Source organism: Streptomyces pactum (assembly GCF_016031615.1).
GTDB classification, from domain to species: Bacteria; Actinomycetota; Actinomycetes; order Streptomycetales; family Streptomycetaceae; genus Streptomyces; species Streptomyces pactus.
Genome location: NZ_JACYXC010000001.1, coordinates 1917094 through 1933334 on the forward strand (window position 1 = coordinate 1917094; position 16241 = coordinate 1933334).

The 16241-nt window shown below is 77.0% G+C and carries 10 protein-coding genes and 1 pseudogene; 7 read left to right on the forward strand and 4 right to left on the reverse strand.

Annotated features, from left to right (window positions below; genetic code table 11):
- Nucleotides 1-78: 78 nt before the first annotated feature.
- Entirely contained in the window at nt 79-984 is a 906-nt protein-coding gene (locus tag IHE55_RS07595) for an EI24 domain-containing protein (RefSeq protein WP_197988327.1), read from the reverse strand.
- Nucleotides 985-1147: 163 nt separating this feature from the next.
- Nucleotides 1148-2167, reverse strand: a complete 1020-nt coding sequence (locus tag IHE55_RS07600) for an NADP-dependent oxidoreductase (protein ID WP_197988328.1) — start codon at nt 2165-2167, stop codon at nt 1148-1150.
- A gap of 157 nt (nt 2168-2324) precedes the next feature.
- Between IHE55_RS07600 and IHE55_RS07605 the strand changes: the two genes are divergently transcribed.
- Together IHE55_RS07605 and IHE55_RS33385 are read left to right on the forward strand one after the other, a co-directional pair.
- The gene (locus tag IHE55_RS07605; protein WP_197988329.1) at nt 2325-2786 is read left to right on the forward strand and encodes a MarR family winged helix-turn-helix transcriptional regulator; all 462 of its coding nucleotides are present in this window, start codon (nt 2325-2327) and stop codon (nt 2784-2786) included.
- A gap of 288 nt (nt 2787-3074) precedes the next feature.
- A pseudogene (locus tag IHE55_RS33385) lies at nt 3075-3317 on the forward strand (SCO2400 family protein); the annotation flags it as partial.
- A 1001-nt stretch (nt 3318-4318) separates the two neighbouring features.
- Here IHE55_RS33385 and IHE55_RS07610 read toward each other — a convergent pair.
- Together IHE55_RS07610 and IHE55_RS07615 are read right to left on the reverse strand one after the other, a co-directional pair.
- Nucleotides 4319-5530 (reverse strand): PucR family transcriptional regulator, encoded by a 1212-nt coding sequence (locus IHE55_RS07610; protein WP_197991851.1) that lies wholly within the window; start codon nt 5528-5530, stop codon nt 4319-4321.
- Nucleotides 5531-5583: 53 nt separating this feature from the next.
- On the reverse strand, nt 5584-5967 hold the full coding sequence (locus tag IHE55_RS07615) for a hypothetical protein (RefSeq protein WP_197992314.1): 384 nt from the start codon (nt 5965-5967) through the stop codon (nt 5584-5586).
- A 192-nt stretch (nt 5968-6159) separates the two neighbouring features.
- On the opposite strand from IHE55_RS07615, the gene pgfA reads away from it, so the two are divergent.
- From pgfA to IHE55_RS07640, 5 genes are all read left to right on the forward strand, one after another.
- The gene (gene pgfA / locus IHE55_RS07620; protein ID WP_197988330.1) at nt 6160-7110 is read left to right on the forward strand and encodes a cell envelope lipid trafficking protein PgfA; all 951 of its coding nucleotides are present in this window, start codon (nt 6160-6162) and stop codon (nt 7108-7110) included.
- 177 nt (nt 7111-7287) lie between these two features.
- Nucleotides 7288-8457, forward strand: a complete 1170-nt coding sequence (locus IHE55_RS07625; protein WP_197988331.1) for a glycosyltransferase family 4 protein — start codon at nt 7288-7290, stop codon at nt 8455-8457.
- 320 nt (nt 8458-8777) lie between these two features.
- A complete protein-coding gene (locus IHE55_RS07630) occupies nt 8778-9506 on the forward strand; it encodes a class I SAM-dependent methyltransferase (protein ID WP_197991852.1) in 729 nt (242 codons plus the stop codon).
- Nucleotides 9503-14038, forward strand: coding sequence for an alpha-(1->3)-arabinofuranosyltransferase domain-containing protein (locus tag IHE55_RS07635; RefSeq protein WP_197988332.1), 4536 nt, complete (start codon nt 9503-9505; stop codon nt 14036-14038). The genes IHE55_RS07630 and IHE55_RS07635 overlap by 4 nt, the downstream gene beginning before the upstream one ends.
- 452 nt (nt 14039-14490) lie before the next feature.
- The gene (locus IHE55_RS07640) at nt 14491-15876 is read left to right on the forward strand and encodes a condensation protein (protein ID WP_307826552.1); all 1386 of its coding nucleotides are present in this window, start codon (nt 14491-14493) and stop codon (nt 15874-15876) included.
- Nucleotides 15877-16241 lie beyond the last annotated feature (365 nt).

A 16241-nucleotide genomic window follows, 5' to 3' on the forward strand; every position in this document is an offset into this window, starting at 1 on the left:
CGCCGGGGTACAGGGGCCGGCCGCGGCGCGGGAGCGCGCGGCGGCCGGTGCGGTACGTCGCCGGGCGCGGCGCCGGGGTCAGGGAGCGGGCGGCGGGAAGGCGGGGCCGTGCGGGGCCGCGCCGAGTGAGGGGTTGCCGTCCGGGGTGCCCGGCGCCGGCGGACTCCCGCCCGGCGGGGCGGCGGCCGGGCCGCCCGTGGCGCCGCCCGATCCGGCACCGGCCGTGTCATCGTCCTCGGGGTCGTCGTCCTCACCGGTCAGGTCACGCACCAGCAGGGTGGCGCCGGCCACCGCCCCGGGCATCAGCACCACCGCGACGAACGGGATGAGGAAGAGCAGGGTCAGCGGCACGCCGAAGCCCAGCGTGAGCATGCGGCGGCCGCGCAGCAGCCGCAGCCGGGTCTTCAGCGGCACGCCGCGCCGGGCGAGCGCCACCGCGGTCAGCTCCTCGGCGAGGAAGAAGCCCGAGATGCAGAAGCCGAGGACCGGGATCACCGTCTGGCCCACGAACGGCAGGAACCCGAGCGCGAAGACCAGCACCCCCCACAGCGCGACCCGGAGCACCACCGCGAGGCTCTCCCGGGCGGAGATCAGCAGTTCCTTCCACAACGGCAGTCCGGACTCCGGCGCGGTGCCGGCCACCGAGCGGTCCACCTGCTCGGAGAGCGACTCGTAGAAGGGCTGGCCCACCAGCAGGGTGACCGCGGTGAAGGTGATGACCGCGAGCAGCAGGCAGGTGCCGACCAGCAGCACGGCGAGCCCGCCGCGGAACAGGCCCACCCAGGGCGAGGACCAGTCGTCGGCGAAGGGGGTGGCCCAGGCGATGAGGTCGTCGGTCCACAGCGCCAGGGCGACCAGCGCCGCCGCGTACCCGACCAGGGTGATGAGGGCGGGCAGCATCCCGAACCCCCACCACCGCCCGTGCCGGGCGACCCAGCGCTGCCCCTTCACCAGATAGCCGAACCCCGCGGCAAGATCACGCATGGCCCGCAGCCTAGTGGCCGCGGGCCGTGCGGAACCGGGCGGGCGTACCGGCGGGGGCCGGCGGCCGCCGGGCCCGCGGGGCGGACGACCCGCGGGCCCGGGGCCGGTTCCCCGGGTCCGGGCCGCGGCCGGTTTCCCCGGGCCCGGTCGCCCGGGGTGCGGTTCAGTTCTCCAGGGTCACCAGCATCTTCCCGGTGTTCTCACCGCGCAGCATGCCCATGAAGGCGTCGGCGGTGTTCTCGATGCCGGTCACGACGGTCTCGTGGTACTTCAGCTCGCCGGAGCGGACCCAGGCGGAGACCTCCTCGACGAACTTCGGCTGGAGGTCGTAGTGGTCGCCGACGAGCAGCCCCTCCATCCGGAACCGCTTGGCGATGATCTGGGCGAGGTTGCGCGGCGCCGGGGACGGCTCGGTGGCGTTGTACTGGGAGATCATCCCGCACACCGCGATCCGGCCGTGGAGCTTGATGGACGCGATGGCGGCCTCCAGGTGCTCGCCGCCCACGTTGTCGAAGTAGACGTCGATGCCGTCCGGGGCAGCCTCGGCGAGCTGCTCGCGCACCGGGCCGTCCTTGTAGTTGAAGGCGGCGTGGAAGCCGTACTCCTCGGTGAGCAGCCGGACCTTCTCGGCGGAGCCGGCGCTGCCGATGACCCGGGCGGCACCCTTGAGCCGGGCCAGCTGGCCGACCTGGCTGCCGACGGCGCCCGCCGCGCCGGAGACGAAGACGGTGTCGCCCTCCTTGAGCCCGGCGACCCGCAGCAACCCGGCGTAGGCGGTCAGGCCGGTCATGCCCAGCACGCCCAGGTAGGTGCTCAGCGGAGCCAGCCCGGGGTCCACCTTCACCGCGGAACGGGCGTCGAACACCGCGTACTCGCGCCAGCCGAAGTGGTGCAGGACGTGGTCGCCCTCGGCGAACCCCTCGGCCCGCGAGGCGACCACCGTGCCCACCGCCCCGCCGAGCATCGGCTTGCCCAGCGCGTACGGCTCCACGTAGGACTTGGCGTCACTCATCCGGCCGCGCATGTAGGGGTCCACGGAGAGGTGCAGGTTGCGCACCAGGACCTGGCCCTCGGCCGGTTCGGGGATCTCCACCTCCCGCAGCGCGAAGTCCCGCTCGGGGTCCGGCCAGCCCTCCGGGCGGGCGATCAGGTGCCATTCGCGGCTGGTGCCGGGCAGTGCCATGGAAGTGCCTCTCCTATTGCTTCACATCCTGAAACAAGGGTCACCTTGATAGTTAAGGATGTCAAGTATCTCTCCTGTCCCACCGGTCACCCTCCCCCCGGCCGTCACGGCCCATGCCCGGCGGTGTGGCGTCCGGGTGGCTGGCTAGGGTGGCGGCATGACACCACCGACATCCGACCCCGTGACCGCCGAGGTGGTGGAGCTCATCGGGGCGGTGGTGGCGCGCTACCACCAGGCGTACGAGAAGGCGGCGGCCCGCCAGGCGCTCACCGGCGCCCAGGCCCGGGTGCTGGCACTGCTGGCCGGGGAGCCGGTCCCGATGCGCCGGATCGCCGACCGGCTGCGGTGCGAGCCGTCCAACGTGACCGGCATCGTGGACCGTCTGGAGGCCCGGGGGCTCGTCGAGCGCCGCCCGGACCCCGCCGACCGGCGGGTCAAGCTGGCCGCCGTGACCCCGCTCGGCGAGGAGACCGTGTCCCGGCTGCGGGAGGCGCTGGACTTCGCGGGGCGGCCACTGGCGGCGCTGTCGGCCGGGGAACGGACCGTGCTGCGCGATCTGCTGCGGCGGATGGTGGACGACGCGGAGCCGCCCGAGGGTCCCGCTGCGGCGGGTGCGTAGCGCCCGGGGCACCACCGCGGCGGCGGATGCGCAGCACCCGGGGCTCCGGCCGGCTCCGCGGGCGGGGTGACCGGTGTCGTGCCGGCGACGTCAACGGGCGGACGCCGTCGCGCCGTTCCCGTGTGACGGCCGGGGCGGGCCGGGACGGCGGCGCGCGGGCCCGGCTGCGGCGCGGGCCGGTGGGGGGGCGCGCGGGCGCGACGGGGGGGCGCGAGGTGGCCTCTTGCACACGATCCTCACACGGCTACGCCACGCGACACCTGATCCATCACATAATCTGCCCGCGTCATGGACTACTGCCCACCGTGTCGTCGGCATCTCAACGGAGCCTTCTCCTGCCCGGGATGTGGCACCGCCGCCGAGGACCTCATCACCCAGCCCGCCCCGCCGGCCCCCGAGGCCACGGCCGGGCCCACCGCCCGGTCCCGGGCACCGCGGCGGCCCCGCGCCCAGGATCCCGGACACGGCCGCCGGGCCCGCACCCCGGACGTGCCGGAGGCTACCGTCGAACCCGCCGCCCCCGGTTCCGGAGGCCGTCGCCGGGCCGGCCGGGGCCTCCCGCTCCGGGCCGGCCGGCTCGCCGGGTGCGGCACCCGGCGGGGGGCGGCGCGCCACGGGTCGCGGACGCCGGGCCAGGCGCCGCCGGAGCCGCCGGATCACCGTCCTCGCCGGTGTGCTCGGCCCCGTCCTCGTGGCCGTGTGCGTCGCCGGACTCACCGGCGAGGACGGCGTGTTCGGCGGTGCGGCCGACGCGGCCGGCGGCACGCCGCCGGCGACCCGCCCGGCCCCCCGCGGACGTGCCGGAGCTACCGGACGCGGACGGTACCCGGCCCGGCGCCGGCCCCTCCGCCTCCCCGGCGGCCCCCGCCCGGTCCGGCGCGACCGGCCCGGCGGCAACACCGTCCGGGCCCGCCGCGGAGCCCGGAGCCACGCCGGAGCGGGACGCCGCGCCGGACGCGGACGAGGCGGAGCGGCGGCGGAACGGGCGGGGGAAGGACAAGGAGGACCGGGGCACGGACCGGAACGGCACTCCGGACGGCGGCGGGCACCAGGGGCGCCCGTCGTCCCCGCCCGGATCCGGCCCGTCGGCGGGGGACACCGCACCGGCGCCGTCCGCCTCCCCGACCGGGCCCGCGCCGAGCGACTCGCCCACCGGCCCGGAACCGACCCGTACCTCCCGGCCACCGGCGGAGCCGGCCCCGGAGCCGAGCGACTGCGACTGGTTCCTGTGGTGGTGCGTCTGACGGGACGTACCGGGCCGGCACCGGCCGCCGGCCGCCGGCCGCCCGTCACCCGTACCCGGGCGGGCCGCCCACGCGTCAGCCCCGCCCGGGCGGGTGCGGCCCCACCCGTCCGCACGCGTGCCCGGAGGCGCGGGGCCCTGCCGGGGTCACGGCAGCGGCCGGGGCATGCCGGGGCCCGGGACGCGGGAAGGGCCGGGCCGGGGCGCCGGAGGCGGATGCCGGAGCCCCGGCCCGTTTCGCGGAGCCCGGCCCGGTTGACGGATCCCCGGTCGGTTCACGGAGCCCGGTTCACCGGGCGCGCGGCTCCTCGGCGCGGTCCGGGTCCTCCGGGCCGCCGGCGCACCCGGCGCCGAAGCCGCCGCGCAACCGCCGGGCGCGCAGCACCAGTTCCAGCTCGAAGCGGGTGGTCGGGTCGGACAGCTCCTCGCCCCACAGTTCGCGGATCTGCCGCAGCCGGTAGCGGACCGTCTGCGGGTGGACGCCCAGCCGCGCCGCCACCTCGGGGGCGCCGGCCCGGGTCTCCAGCCAGACCAGCAGCGTCTCCGCCAGGCGCCGGCCGTGGGCGGGGGCGCAGGCGGCGAGCGGGGCCAGCACCCGCCGGGCGAGGGCGTCGATGAGTTCGCCCGGCGGGAGCAGCACCAGCGCCTCGGTGTGCTCGGAGCAGTCCAGCACCTGCCCGGCGGGCAGCAGTCCGCGTTCCATCAGCCCCACCGCGACGGTGGCCCAGCGCAGCGAGGCGGCCGCCTCGGCGAGCGGTACCGAGGGGCCGAGGGCGCCGGTCCACCCCGCGGTGGTGCGGCGCAGCAGTTCCGCGCGGCCGGGTGCCTCGGGGTCGGGCACCACCATCCGGGGCCGTTCCCGCTCCATGTCGAGCAGCACGTCCTGGCCGACCGGCGGGGCGAGCGCGTCACGGGCCGGGCGCAGCAGCACGGCCACCGCCACCCGCTCCGGCAGCGGCCAGCCGATCCGGGCGGCCCGTTCCGCGACGGCGTCGGCGGAGTCCGGCCGCGCGGTCTCGTCGAGCAGGACCTCCAGCAGCCGGCGCTGGAGCCGGAGCCGCTCCCCGGCCTCGCGGGCGGCGGCCTCCGCGTAGCCGAGCATGGACTCGGCGACCAGGCCGTCGAGGTACTCGAAGCCGGTCTCGGCCAGTTCGTACATGGCGGGTGCCGGGATCTCGATCATCTGGCCGATCTCGGCCATCCGCCGCCAGGCCAGGCGCACGCCCAGCCGGTACATGCCCTGGAGAGAGTCCAGGCTGCGGCCGTACTGCAGCTGTCCCCGGCCCAGCTCCTGGAAGACGCTGGGGTGGGCGCGGTCGTGGCCGGTCTCGGAGGTGACCTGCTGGACGAAGTGCTCCAGCGCGCCCCGGATGGCGGTCAGGGCCATCGGCTCGCCGCGCTCGACCGGGTTGCTGGAGAGCCGGGGGTACTCGTGCTGGATCGCCCGGAGGATGTCGTGGGCGAGCGAGGGGATGCCGGCCACGAACCGGTCGGCGAACATCCGCTTCTGCTCCGGCGGCACCCGTGCCCACTCCGAGCCCGGCGGGGACACCGCTAGCGCTCCGCCGGCGCGGCCCCGGCCGGCTCCCGGCCGGCCTCGGTGTCCGCGCCGGAGTCGGTGCCCGCGCCACGGTCGGCGTCCGTGCCGCGGTCGGTGCCGGTGTCCGCGCCGGAACCGGTGGGGGTGCCGGAGCCGGGCGTGCCGGCCGGGGTCCGGCCGGTGGCGTCCGGTGCGTCCTCGGCACCCGCCTCCCGGTCGGCACCGGGACCGGCCTCCCGGTCGGCGTCCGGTCGGGCCGTCCCGCTGGGGAACGTGACCAGCGGGACGTTCGGCTGCTCGGGGGTGTCGTTGAGGATCGCCACGATTCCGATCGCGGCTCCTACGGCGAGCGCCGCGGCGACCACGGCGGTCACGGCGGCGAGGAGAAACCTGGGCATGGCGCGTCTGGCCCCTTCCACATGTGGCAGCGCACCGGCCCGGTCCGGATTGACGGCCAGCATGCGGGGAGCATTGACACAAAGTCAAGCCTTTGCCTACGGTCCCGGCTCAACAGAGAACTCGTCAGTAGGTTCCGTCGGCCTCCGCCGCGATCACCGCTGACCCCTTCCCCATGAGACGGAGTGCACGCCATGCGCCGCTCTGTATCCCCCCTTGCCCTGATCACCTTCGGTTTCGGCATATTCCTCCTGGTCCTGGCCCCCATGCTCGCCTGGTACGTCGAGCCACGGGCCAAACGGACCCCGATCGACACCGACGTGACCACGGTCTTCACCGGCCCGGGCAGCTACTTCGACACCGAGGCCGTGGAGGTCCGGCAGGACCAGCGGCTGACCATCACCCGCCATGTGCTGGGTGACGTGGGCGACAGCGACCGCGACACGGCGGTGTGGGACGTGTCCACCACCATTGACACGCCGCGCAGCCTGCCGCTGAAGGACCCGCGCAAATCGCTGCAGTGGACCACCGAGCGGTGGGTCACCGACCGGCGCACCAACGCGCCCGTGCACTGCTGCGGCGAGGCGCCCCGCCCGTTCCAGGGCGAGGCGTACCTGAAGTTCCCCTTCGACGTGGAGAAGCGGTCCTACCGCTGGTGGGACAGCACGCTCAAGGGCTCGGTGCCGCTCCGGTTCGCCGGTACCACGGAGATCCAGGGCTACCGCGGCTACCGGTTCACCGGCAGCGTGCCGCCGACCGAGATCGGATCCCGGCAGGTGCCCGGCCGGCTGGTCGGGGCCGCCCAGGGCCAGGTGCACGCCGAGGAGTGGTACTCCAACGGACGTATCGAACTCGTCGCCGACCGGCGCACCGGCCGCATCATCCACGCGAGCGTCTCCCCCCGGCTGGCGCTGCGCGCGCCCGGCGGGAAGGGCGGCGACAAGGTCGTCCTGCTGCACGGCAAGGGCCTGGAGTTCACCCCGGCCACCCAGCGGTCGCAGGTGGCGCTGGCCAGGGATGACAACGACCGGCTGGAGCTGGTGGGCCGCACCGCGCCGATCGCGGCGGCGGTGACCGGCGGTGTTCTCACCGCGGCCGGTGTCTGGCTGCTGGTACGCGGCCGGGTGCGCGGCGCCCGGCACTGAGCGGGGTGACGAAGCGGTGTCCTCTTCGCATCCGGAAATTGTCATCCCGGTGAGTAGCCGGATGCGGACAGGACGGCGAAAACTGGGGCTCCTCACGAGCACCCTCCCCCGGTCCGCTCCCCCCAGTCTCCGTCCCTGAGACGAGAGTCTCCGTCCCTGAGACGAGTTGGAGCACTCATGTCCCAGCACGTGAAAGCCTCTTCGCCCATGGCGCCGTCCCCGCCGCGCCGCCCTCCGCAGGACCCCGCGGCCACCCACCGCGCGGCGCCGGCGGTGCCCCGCCGTGTCGTCTTCCTGGCCCGGCGGGACCTGGCCAACCCGGCGGCCGGCGGCTCCGAGCTGCTGATCGACCGGATCGCCGAGGGGCTGACCGCGCACGGCCACGAGGTCACCCTGGTGTGCGGGGGCCCGGCGGCCCGGCGCGGCTACCGGGTGGTGTCGGCCGGCGGCGACGCGGCGCACTACCTGCGGGCGCGGCGCACGCTCGCCCGCCGCGTCGGGGAGTGCGACCTGCTGGTGGAGGTCAGCAACGGCATGCCGTACCTGGCCCCGCTGTGGCACCGCGGGCCCACCCTGTGCCTTGTCAACCACGTGCACACCGACCTGTGGGGGATGCGGCTGCCGGCGCCCGCCGCCCGGATCGGCCGGCGGCTGGAGCACTGGGCGCTGACCGGCCCCCACCGGGAGAACCTGATGGTCGCGGTCTCCGAATCCACCGCCGCCGCGCTGCGTGCGCTGGGTGTGCCGCGGGACCGCATCCGGGTCGTGCACAACGGCGTGGAGGAGCCCGGGCCGCTGCTGCCCAAGTCCCCCGAGCCGCTCTTCGTCGCGATGGGCCGGCTCGTCGAGTACAAGCGGATCGACCTGCTGCTGCGGCTGTGGGAACGGGTCCGGCCGGTCACCGGCGGCCGGCTGGTGATCGTCGGCGACGGCCCGGAGCGGGCCCGGCTGGAGGCGATGGCGGGACCCGGGGTGACCTTCGCCGGGCACGTGTCCGAGGCGGAGAAGCACCGCCTGCTGTGCGCGTCCTGGCTGCTGCTGCACCCCTCGCTGGTCGAGGGGTGGGGCCTGGTGGTGATGGAGGCCGCGGTCCGGGGCACCCCGGCGGTCGGCTTCGACATCCCCGGGCTGCGCGACTCGGTGGAGGACGGCCGGACCGGTGTGCTGGCACCCGGGGAGAGTTCGTTCGCCGCGGCCTGGTGCGCGCTGGCGCTCAGCCCGGAGCGCCGGGCGGCGCTGGGCGACGCGGCCCGGCTGCGCGCCGAGCGGTTCCGCTGGAGCGGCACCGTCCGCGCCTTCCGGGACGTGGCGGCCGAGGCGTACCTGACCTCGGCGCGGCGGCGGTGAGCCGGGCGATGCGCGACGAGACGACACCCGACCGGGCCGCACCCGGCACCGGCGTCCCGACCCCCGGGGCGCCGGCCCCCGTCGTACCGGGCACCACGGCACCGGAGGCCGGGACACCGGAGGCCGCACCGGCCGCCGCCACACCCGGCACCACGGAGCCGGAGCCGGGGACACCGGCCGGAGCCGAGCCGGAGCCCGGGACACCGGACACCGCCGTACCGGGTGCCGGAGGCCGGGACACCACCGCGCCGAACGCCGCCGTACCGGACACCGCCGTACCGGGCGCCGGCACACCGCGGCCCGGGGCGCCGGATCCGGTGCTGCGCGACCCCTCCTTCCGGCGCTCGGCCGCGCTCTTCCGCGCCTTCCTGCGCGAGCAGTCCGACCCCGAGCACGTCTACTCCCTGCTGGCGCGGGACGCCGTGCGGCAGGTGGAGCGGTACGTGCCGCTGCGCGACCGGGTGGTGGTGGACGTCGGCGGCGGCAGCGGCCACTTCACCGAGGAGTTCCGGCGGCGCGGCGCGCAGGCCTACCTCTTCGAGCCCGACCCGCGGGAGCTGCTGGCGCACGGCCGCACGCCGAGCGGCGCGGTGCTCGCGGACGGCTACCTGCTGCCGCTGGCCGACGGGGTCGCGGACGTCTGCTTCTCCTCCAACGTGCTGGAGCACGTGGCGGACCCGTACACCTTCCTCAGCGAGATGGTGCGGGTCACCCGTCCCGGCGGCTTGATCTACGTCTCCTTCACCAACTGGCTCTCCCCCTGGGGCGGCCACGAGACGGCACCTTGGCACTACCTGGGTGCGGGCCGGGCGCGGGAGCGCTACCGGCGGCGCACCGGCCGTGCTGCCAAGCACACCGTCGGGGTGAACCTCTTTCCCCTCCACATCGGGCCCACGCTGCGGCACGTGCGCGGACGCTCCGACGTGACCGTGGTCCGCGCGCGCTCCCGGTACTGGCCGTTCCTCGCCGGAGCGGTCACCCGGATCCCGGGGCTGCGCGAATTCGCCACGTGGAACCTCCTGCTGATCCTGAGGCGGTCGTCGTCATGACCCAGGTGCTCCCTTCCCGTCCCCCCTCCCCGCCCGCGCCCGGCGCGGTGCCGGCCGCCGCGCCGCCCGGGGCCGGCCCGCCCCGGTCGCGGCGCTGGCTGTTCGGCTTCTGGGCGCTGGCGCTGGTGGCGTTCCTCGCCAGGTCGCCGGGGAAGATGACCTTCGACACCAAGCTGCCGGTGGCGCTCGACCCGCTCCGCTTCCTCGGCGACCTGGGCGACCTGTGGCACGACCGGGCCGGGTTCGGCGGCATCACCGACCAGTACGTCGGCTACGCCTTCCCGATGCTGCCGTACTACGCGCTCGCCGATCTGCTGCACGTGCCGGTGTGGCTGGCCGAGCGGCTGTGGCTGTCGATCGTGGTGACCGCCGCGTTCTGGGGCGCGCTGCGGCTGGCCGAGCGGCTGGGCGTCGGCTCGTCCGGCACCCGGCTGCTGGCCGCCGCCGGGTACGCGCTGTGGCCCACCTTCTCCATGGTGGTGGGCTCCACCTCCGCGGCGGCACTGCCCGGCGCGTTGCTGCCGTGGGTGATCCTGCCGCTGACCGACCCGGCGGTGAGCGCCCGGGTGGCGGCCGCCCGCTCGGCGCTGCTCATCCCCTTCATGGGCGGGGTGAACGCGGCCTCCACGCTCGCCTCGCTGCTGCCGGTGGGCCTGTACCTGCTCTCCCGGCCGGCCGGGAAGCGGCGGCGGCAGCTGCTGTGCTGGTGGCTGCCGGGCGTGGTGCTGGCCACCGCCTGGTGGACGGTGCCGCTGCTGCTGCTCGGCGTGTACGGCGAGGACTTCATGCCGTACGTGGAGCAGGCGGACACCACCACCGCCACCATGTCGGCCACCGAGCTGCTGCGCGGCACCGGCAACTGGGTGGGGTACCTCAACTTCGGTGAGGCGTGGCTGCCCGGCGGCTGGACCGCCGCCACCTACACCCTCGCGGTGCTGGGTTCGGCCGCCGCCGCGGCGCTGGGCCTGGCCGGGCTGGCCCGCCGGGACCTGCCGGAGCGCCGCTGGCTGCTGCTGGTGGTGCTGAGCGTGGTCACGGTCACGCTGGCCGGCTACGGCGGCGCGCTGGGCGGCCCGTTCCACGGCACCGTGCAGGAGTGGCTGGACGGCTGGCTGCGGCCGTTCCGCAACATCTACAAGTTCCAGCCCGGACTCGCCCTGGCGCTGGCGTTCGGCATCGCGCACGTCACCGCGTGGGCGGGCCGCCGGCTGCCGCTGCCGGCACCGGGCCGCCGGGCGCTGCCCGGGGTGGCGGCGCTGCTGGTGCTGCCCGGGCTGGCGCTGCCGTACCTCAACGGCACGGTGCTCCAGCCGGGCGCTTTCGACAAGCTGCCCTCGCACTGGGACCAGGCCGCCGACTGGCTGGAGGAGAACGCCGAGGACAGCCGGGCGCTGGTGGTCCCGGCCACCGCGCACGGGCTGTACACCTGGGGCTCCCCCGTCGACCAGCCGCTCGACGTGCTCGCCCGGTCCCGGTGGGCCCAGCGCGACTTCGTGCCGTTCGGCACGCCCGGGTCCCGCCGGGCCCTGGACGCCGTGGAGCAGGCGCTGCTGACCGGTTCCGAGGTACCCGGCCTGCGGGACTTCCTCGGCCGGGCCGGTCTGCACGACGTGGTGGTCCGCAACGACCTCGACCCCGACCAGCTGGGCTACGTGCCGCCGCAGACGGTGAAGCGGACGCTGGAGGCGTCCGGCTACCGCAAGGTCGCCGGGTTCGGCCCGCTGCTGACCGCCGGCCGGATTCCCGACAACGCCCCGCTCCAGGTGCAGGGGCTGTACCCGCGCCTGCAGGCGGTGGAGGTCTACGAGCCGGCGGACACCGAGCGGCCGGGCCGCGTCGGGGCGCGCGCGGTGGACGCCACCGCGCGGGTCAGCGGCGGGCCCGAGGCGCTGCTCCAGCTCTCCGCCGACCCGTCGATGCGCGACCGCCCGGCGGTGCTCACCGGTGACGCGCACCCGGGGCTGGCCCGGCCGCCGCTGCTGGCGGTCGCCGACGGCATGCGCCGGACCGACACCCGCTTCGGCCTGGTGAACGCCAACACCTCGTACACCTACACCGCCGGGGAGCGGAACCACCCGGACAGCCTGCAGAACCCCGGCGAGAAGCCGAAGCAGATCCTGCCGGTGGAGGGCGTCCGGCACCAGACGACCGCGGTGCTGCGCGGCGCCTCGGAGGTGACCGCCTCCAGCAGCGGCAGCTGGCTTTTCCACCTGCCGCAGTACGACCCGGTGAACGCGTTCGACGGCAACCCGGGCACCGCCTGGGCGGAGGGCAGCGCGGGCGAGCCGGCCGGGCAGTGGCTGCGGATCGCCTTCGACAAGCCGGTCACCCTGCCGGAGTCGCTGTCGCTGACGCCGCTGGCCGGTGACGGCCTGCGCGGGGCACCCACCGCGGTGCGGGTGGAGACCGACCGGGCCGCCGTGGAGAGCCCGTTGCAGCCCAACGGCACCCCGCAGACGGTGCGCGCGCCGGCCGGGCCCGCGAAGTGGCTGAAGATCACCATCACGGACGCGCAGAAGCCGCGGCCGGGCATCTCCGGCGCCGGGTTCTCCGAGGTGTCGATCCCCGGGGTGCAGGTCACCCGGCTGCTGGCGCTGCCCGCCGACGCGGAGAGCGTGGACGCGCCGGCCGCGGTGTACTCGCTGCACCGCGGCAGTGACCCGGGCGGGCTGTCGCCGGCCGCGGCGGAGGTGGGGCTGCACCGCCAGTTCCACACCGGTGCGGCGGCCGACTACGCCGTCACCGCGCGGGCGCTGGCGGTGCCCGGACCGGAACTGGACGCCCTGCTGGACAAGGTGGCGCCCGGTCAGCGGTCGGGGGTCACGGTGAGCGCCGACTCCACCAGCCGGGCCGGCACCGGGCTGAGCCCCCGCAACCTGCTGGACGGCGACCTGACCACCGCGTGGATCGCCGGGGACCGCCCGGTGCTCCGGCTGAGCTGGCCGAAGAAGACCGCGGTGGACGAGATCGTGTTCGCCGCGGCGGGCGGTGTCTCCACCCGCCCCGAGCAGGTGTTCATCAGCTCGCCGCACGGCTCCACCACCGCCGGGGTCGATCAGAACGGCCAGGCCCGGTTCGAGCCGATCACCACCGACCGGATGGACATCACCATCTCCAGGACGGCGCCGCTGACCCTGCACAACCCGCTGGCCGGCCAGGACCTCCAGCTGCCGGTGGGCCTCAGCGAGGTGTACATCCCGGCGCTGGACGCGCTGCGCGGCAAGCCCGCCGACCCCCGCGTCCGCTTCTCGCTGCCGTGCGGCGAGGGCCCGCCGCTGGCGGTGGACGGCACCCTGCACGCCACCCGGGCGTCCGGCCTGGTGCGCGACCTGACCGAGCGCCGGCCGGTGACGGTGAAGCTGTGCGCGGGTGACGCCGCGGACGGCGAGGTCGCGCTGGGCGCGGGCCGGCACCGGGTGGAGGCCGGGGACGCCGGGCCGCTGGCGCTGACCGAGGTCACCCTGCGCCGGGGCACCGTGCCGGCGCCGGCCGCCGCGGACCGGACGGTGCGGGCCACCGACTGGTCCGGCGACGACCGCACGGTGGAGGTCGGCCCGGGCAAGGCGGTCTACCTCCAGACGTACCAGAACCACAACGAGGGCTGGCGGGCCACGCTGGACGGCCGGGAGCTGACCCCGGTCCGGCTCGACGGCTGGCAGCAGGGCTTCCTGGTGCCGGCCGGGGCGAGCGGCACCGTCCACCTCAGCTACGAGCCGTCCACCTGGTACCACGCCGGGCTGTTCGGCGGGGCGGCCGGCGTGGCGCTGCTGCTCGGCCTGGCCCTGGTCCGCCGCAGGGCGGGCACCCCGGACCTCGCCGGGACCGCGGCGGTGCCGCCGGCGCCGGGCCGGGTGCTGGGCACGGTGGCGCTCACCGTGGTGCTGGTCGCGGTCGCCGGTCCGGTGGCGCTGGCGGTGCCGGTGCTCGCCGCGATCGCCTGGTGGCGGCCGGCCTGGCCCGCCGCGATCGCGCTGGTCGCCATGGCCGCCGCGGGCGTCGTCGCCGCGGTCGACGCGGGCGAGCCGGTGCGCGCGGAGGAGGGTGCCTTCAGCGGCTGGGCGCAGCTCCTGGCGCTGGTCGCGCTCACCGCCGCGGTGGTCACGGTGCCGGTCCGTGCCGGCCGGCACGCGGGTCCGCCGTACGGCGGGGAGTCCGCGGCGGGCGGGCAGCCTCCGTACGGCGGGGACCCTTCGTACCGCGGGGAGCCGGGTGCCGGTGACGGCGAGGTGCCCTCGTCCGGTGCGCGGCCCGCGGCCGGCGGGGAGCCGGGTGACGGCGGGCGGCCGGGAGGCGGCACGCCGGTGACCGGTGGCCGTGCCGGCGACGGCGGTGACGGCGACGCCGGGGCGCGGTCCGGCACCGCCGGGGCACAGGCCCCGGCCGGGACGGCGCCGTCCGGCGGGCCGGCCGCACCCGCGGCGCCCGGCGCGCCCGCGCGGCCGGAGGGCGGACCCTCCATCGGCGACGAACCGCCCGCCGGCGGGCCGCGGCCCGGCACCGGCACCGGCACCGGCGGGGAACCCGGCCGATGAGCACCTCCGGCGACGGCCGCCCCGGCGGCCCGGTCCCGACCCCGGTCACCGGGTCGGGACCGGGCCCCGGGGCGCGCCCGGGCCCCGGCATCGGCTCGGGACCCGGGGCGGGCTCGGGGCTCGGTACGCGTCCGGGCGCCGGGACCGGCTCGGACCTCCGCGTGGATACCGACGACGCGGGCGGGTCGGGTCCCGGGACGGACGTGGGCCCCGGGAACGGGTCGAGCAGCGGAGACGGCTTCGGCTCCGGGGCAGACTCGAACTGCCAGGCCGCGCCGGGGCCCGGTGCCGGCGCGGACCCCGGAGCGGGGACCAGCCCCGGCGCGGGCCCGGGCCGCGCGGCCGGGCCGGGTCCCACGACAGCTCCCGGCCCCGCGGCCGGCTCGGGCTCCGGGGCGACGGACACGGCCCGCCCGGCCGGGACGGGCCGCGCCGGGAAGAGGCCTGCGCGGGTGCCGTTCCCGACCATCGACGAGATCTCGCGGCACTTCCTCCGGGACGACGAACCGGAGACCGTCCACGTCGAGGTGCACCTGCCCGGGCAGCCGGACCCCGAGCGGCTGCGGGACGCCTTCCACGCGGCGCTGCGCGCCCACCCCCGGACCCTGGTGCGGCAGGCGCCCGGCACCTGGTGGCGGCGGAGGTACGAGTGGGAGCTGGCCGACGGACCGGACCTGGACCCGGTGGCCTTCCCGGCCCCGGCCGCGGACGCGCTCGCCCGGGCGCGGGCACGCTCGCTGGCCCGGTGCCCACCGCTGGACGCGGCTCCACCGGTCCGGCTGGAGCGGGTGGTCACCCCCGGAGAGCCGGGCTGTGTCCTGGTGCTGACGGCCCATCACACGGCACTGGACGCCCAGTCCTGCATGCGCGTCCTGGCCACCACCGCCACCCTGTACGGCGGTGCGGACAACCCCGCGGCGCCGCCGCCGGTCCGCGCGGCGGGCGGCGGCCCGGCCGCCCCGGCCCGGCCGGCACCCGGCGCCCTGGCCGGCCTCCGGGACGCCCTCACCCCGTCGGCCCGCTTCGCGCCCGACACCCGGACGCCGGGCGCGGGGGGCAACGGCATGGTGCTGCTGGACCTGCCGGTCCCGGCGCGGTGGCCCCGCCCGGCGGACGGTTCGGCCCGGCCCACCGTCAACGACCAGCTGCTGGTGGCGGTCCGGCTGACCGCCGCCCGCTGGAACCTGCGGCACGGCCGTCCGCCGGCCCCGGTCCGGGTGACCATGCCGGTCGACGACCGGACGCGTGCCGCCCGGATGGCCATCGGCAACGGCACCCGGCTGGTGGACGTGGACTTCGCCGAGCTGGAGCGGACGGAGCCGGGCCCGGCGGCCGACCGCCCGGACCCGGCGGCGGTGGCCCGTCTGGTGCACCGCACCGCCGCGCTGACCCGGGTGCTCAAGGCCACCCCGGCCGCCCCCATGCGGGCCGCCGGCACCGTGCTCACCGCTCCGGTGCTGCCGGTGGGGGCGCGCGCGGTACTGGCCCGGGCGGTCCGGCGGGCGGCCGGACCGTGGACCTCGACCACGCTGCTGAGCAACCTCGGCCGGATCGCCTTCCCCCTGGACTTCGCGGACGCGGGCCGGGCCACCGCGGTGTGGTTCTCGGCCCCCGCCCGCATGCCGCGCGGGCTCGCCCTCACCTGCGCGTCCACCGCCGGCCGGCTCCACGTGGCGCTGCGCTGGTCCCGGGCGCTGCTGGACGACGCGGGCGGCGCCGCGCTGGCGGACCTGTTCACCCGTTCGCTCGCGCTCACCTCGCCGGCCGGCCCGGACGCCGGACCGCCGCCGGGGCCGGGCGCGACGGACCCCGTACCCCCCACGGGTGGAGGAACATGACCACCGGACACCCCACCGGAGCGGCCGGCGCGGAGACCGCCCCGCACCGCACCACCCCCGCGCCCCCACGGCCACCCCCGCCCCGGCCCCCGGAACACCCTCCCCGGCCCGGCCGGCGGGAGTCCCAGGGACCACCGGCCCGACCGACGCGACCGACGCGACCGACGCGACCGGCAGCCGCCGTACCCGCGCCGACCGCCCGCCCTCGCCGCGGGCCCCGCGGTACCCGCGCCGGGCGCCGCCGCGTCGGACCGCGGGCCGGCCGGCGCCACCTCCGCCACCGCGCGGCCGGGCCCCGGGACGGTCCGGACCCCCGAGGGCAGCAACACCCGCCGAGGCCGCACCAGCCGTGCCCCCGACCGGTC

Bases quoted from the DNA above. Each gene is read 5' to 3' on its own strand.
- IHE55_RS07595 (WP_197988327.1), bottom strand. From the start codon at position 984: ATGCGTGATCTTGCCGCGGGGTTCGGCTATCTGGTGAAGGGGCAGCGC.
- IHE55_RS07600 (WP_197988328.1), bottom strand. From the start codon at position 2,167: ATGGCACTGCCCGGCACCAGCCGCGAATGGCACCTGATCGCCCGCCCG.
- IHE55_RS07605 (WP_197988329.1), top strand. From the start codon at position 2,325: ATGACACCACCGACATCCGACCCCGTGACCGCCGAGGTGGTGGAGCTC.
- IHE55_RS07610 (WP_197991851.1), bottom strand. From the start codon at position 5,530: ATGTTCGCCGACCGGTTCGTGGCCGGCATCCCCTCGCTCGCCCACGAC.
- IHE55_RS07615 (WP_197992314.1), bottom strand. From the start codon at position 5,967: ATGCCCAGGTTTCTCCTCGCCGCCGTGACCGCCGTGGTCGCCGCGGCG.
- pgfA (WP_197988330.1), top strand. From the start codon at position 6,160: ATGCGCCGCTCTGTATCCCCCCTTGCCCTGATCACCTTCGGTTTCGGC.
- IHE55_RS07625 (WP_197988331.1), top strand. From the start codon at position 7,288: ATGTCCCAGCACGTGAAAGCCTCTTCGCCCATGGCGCCGTCCCCGCCG.
- IHE55_RS07635 (WP_197988332.1), top strand. From the start codon at position 9,503: ATGACCCAGGTGCTCCCTTCCCGTCCCCCCTCCCCGCCCGCGCCCGGC.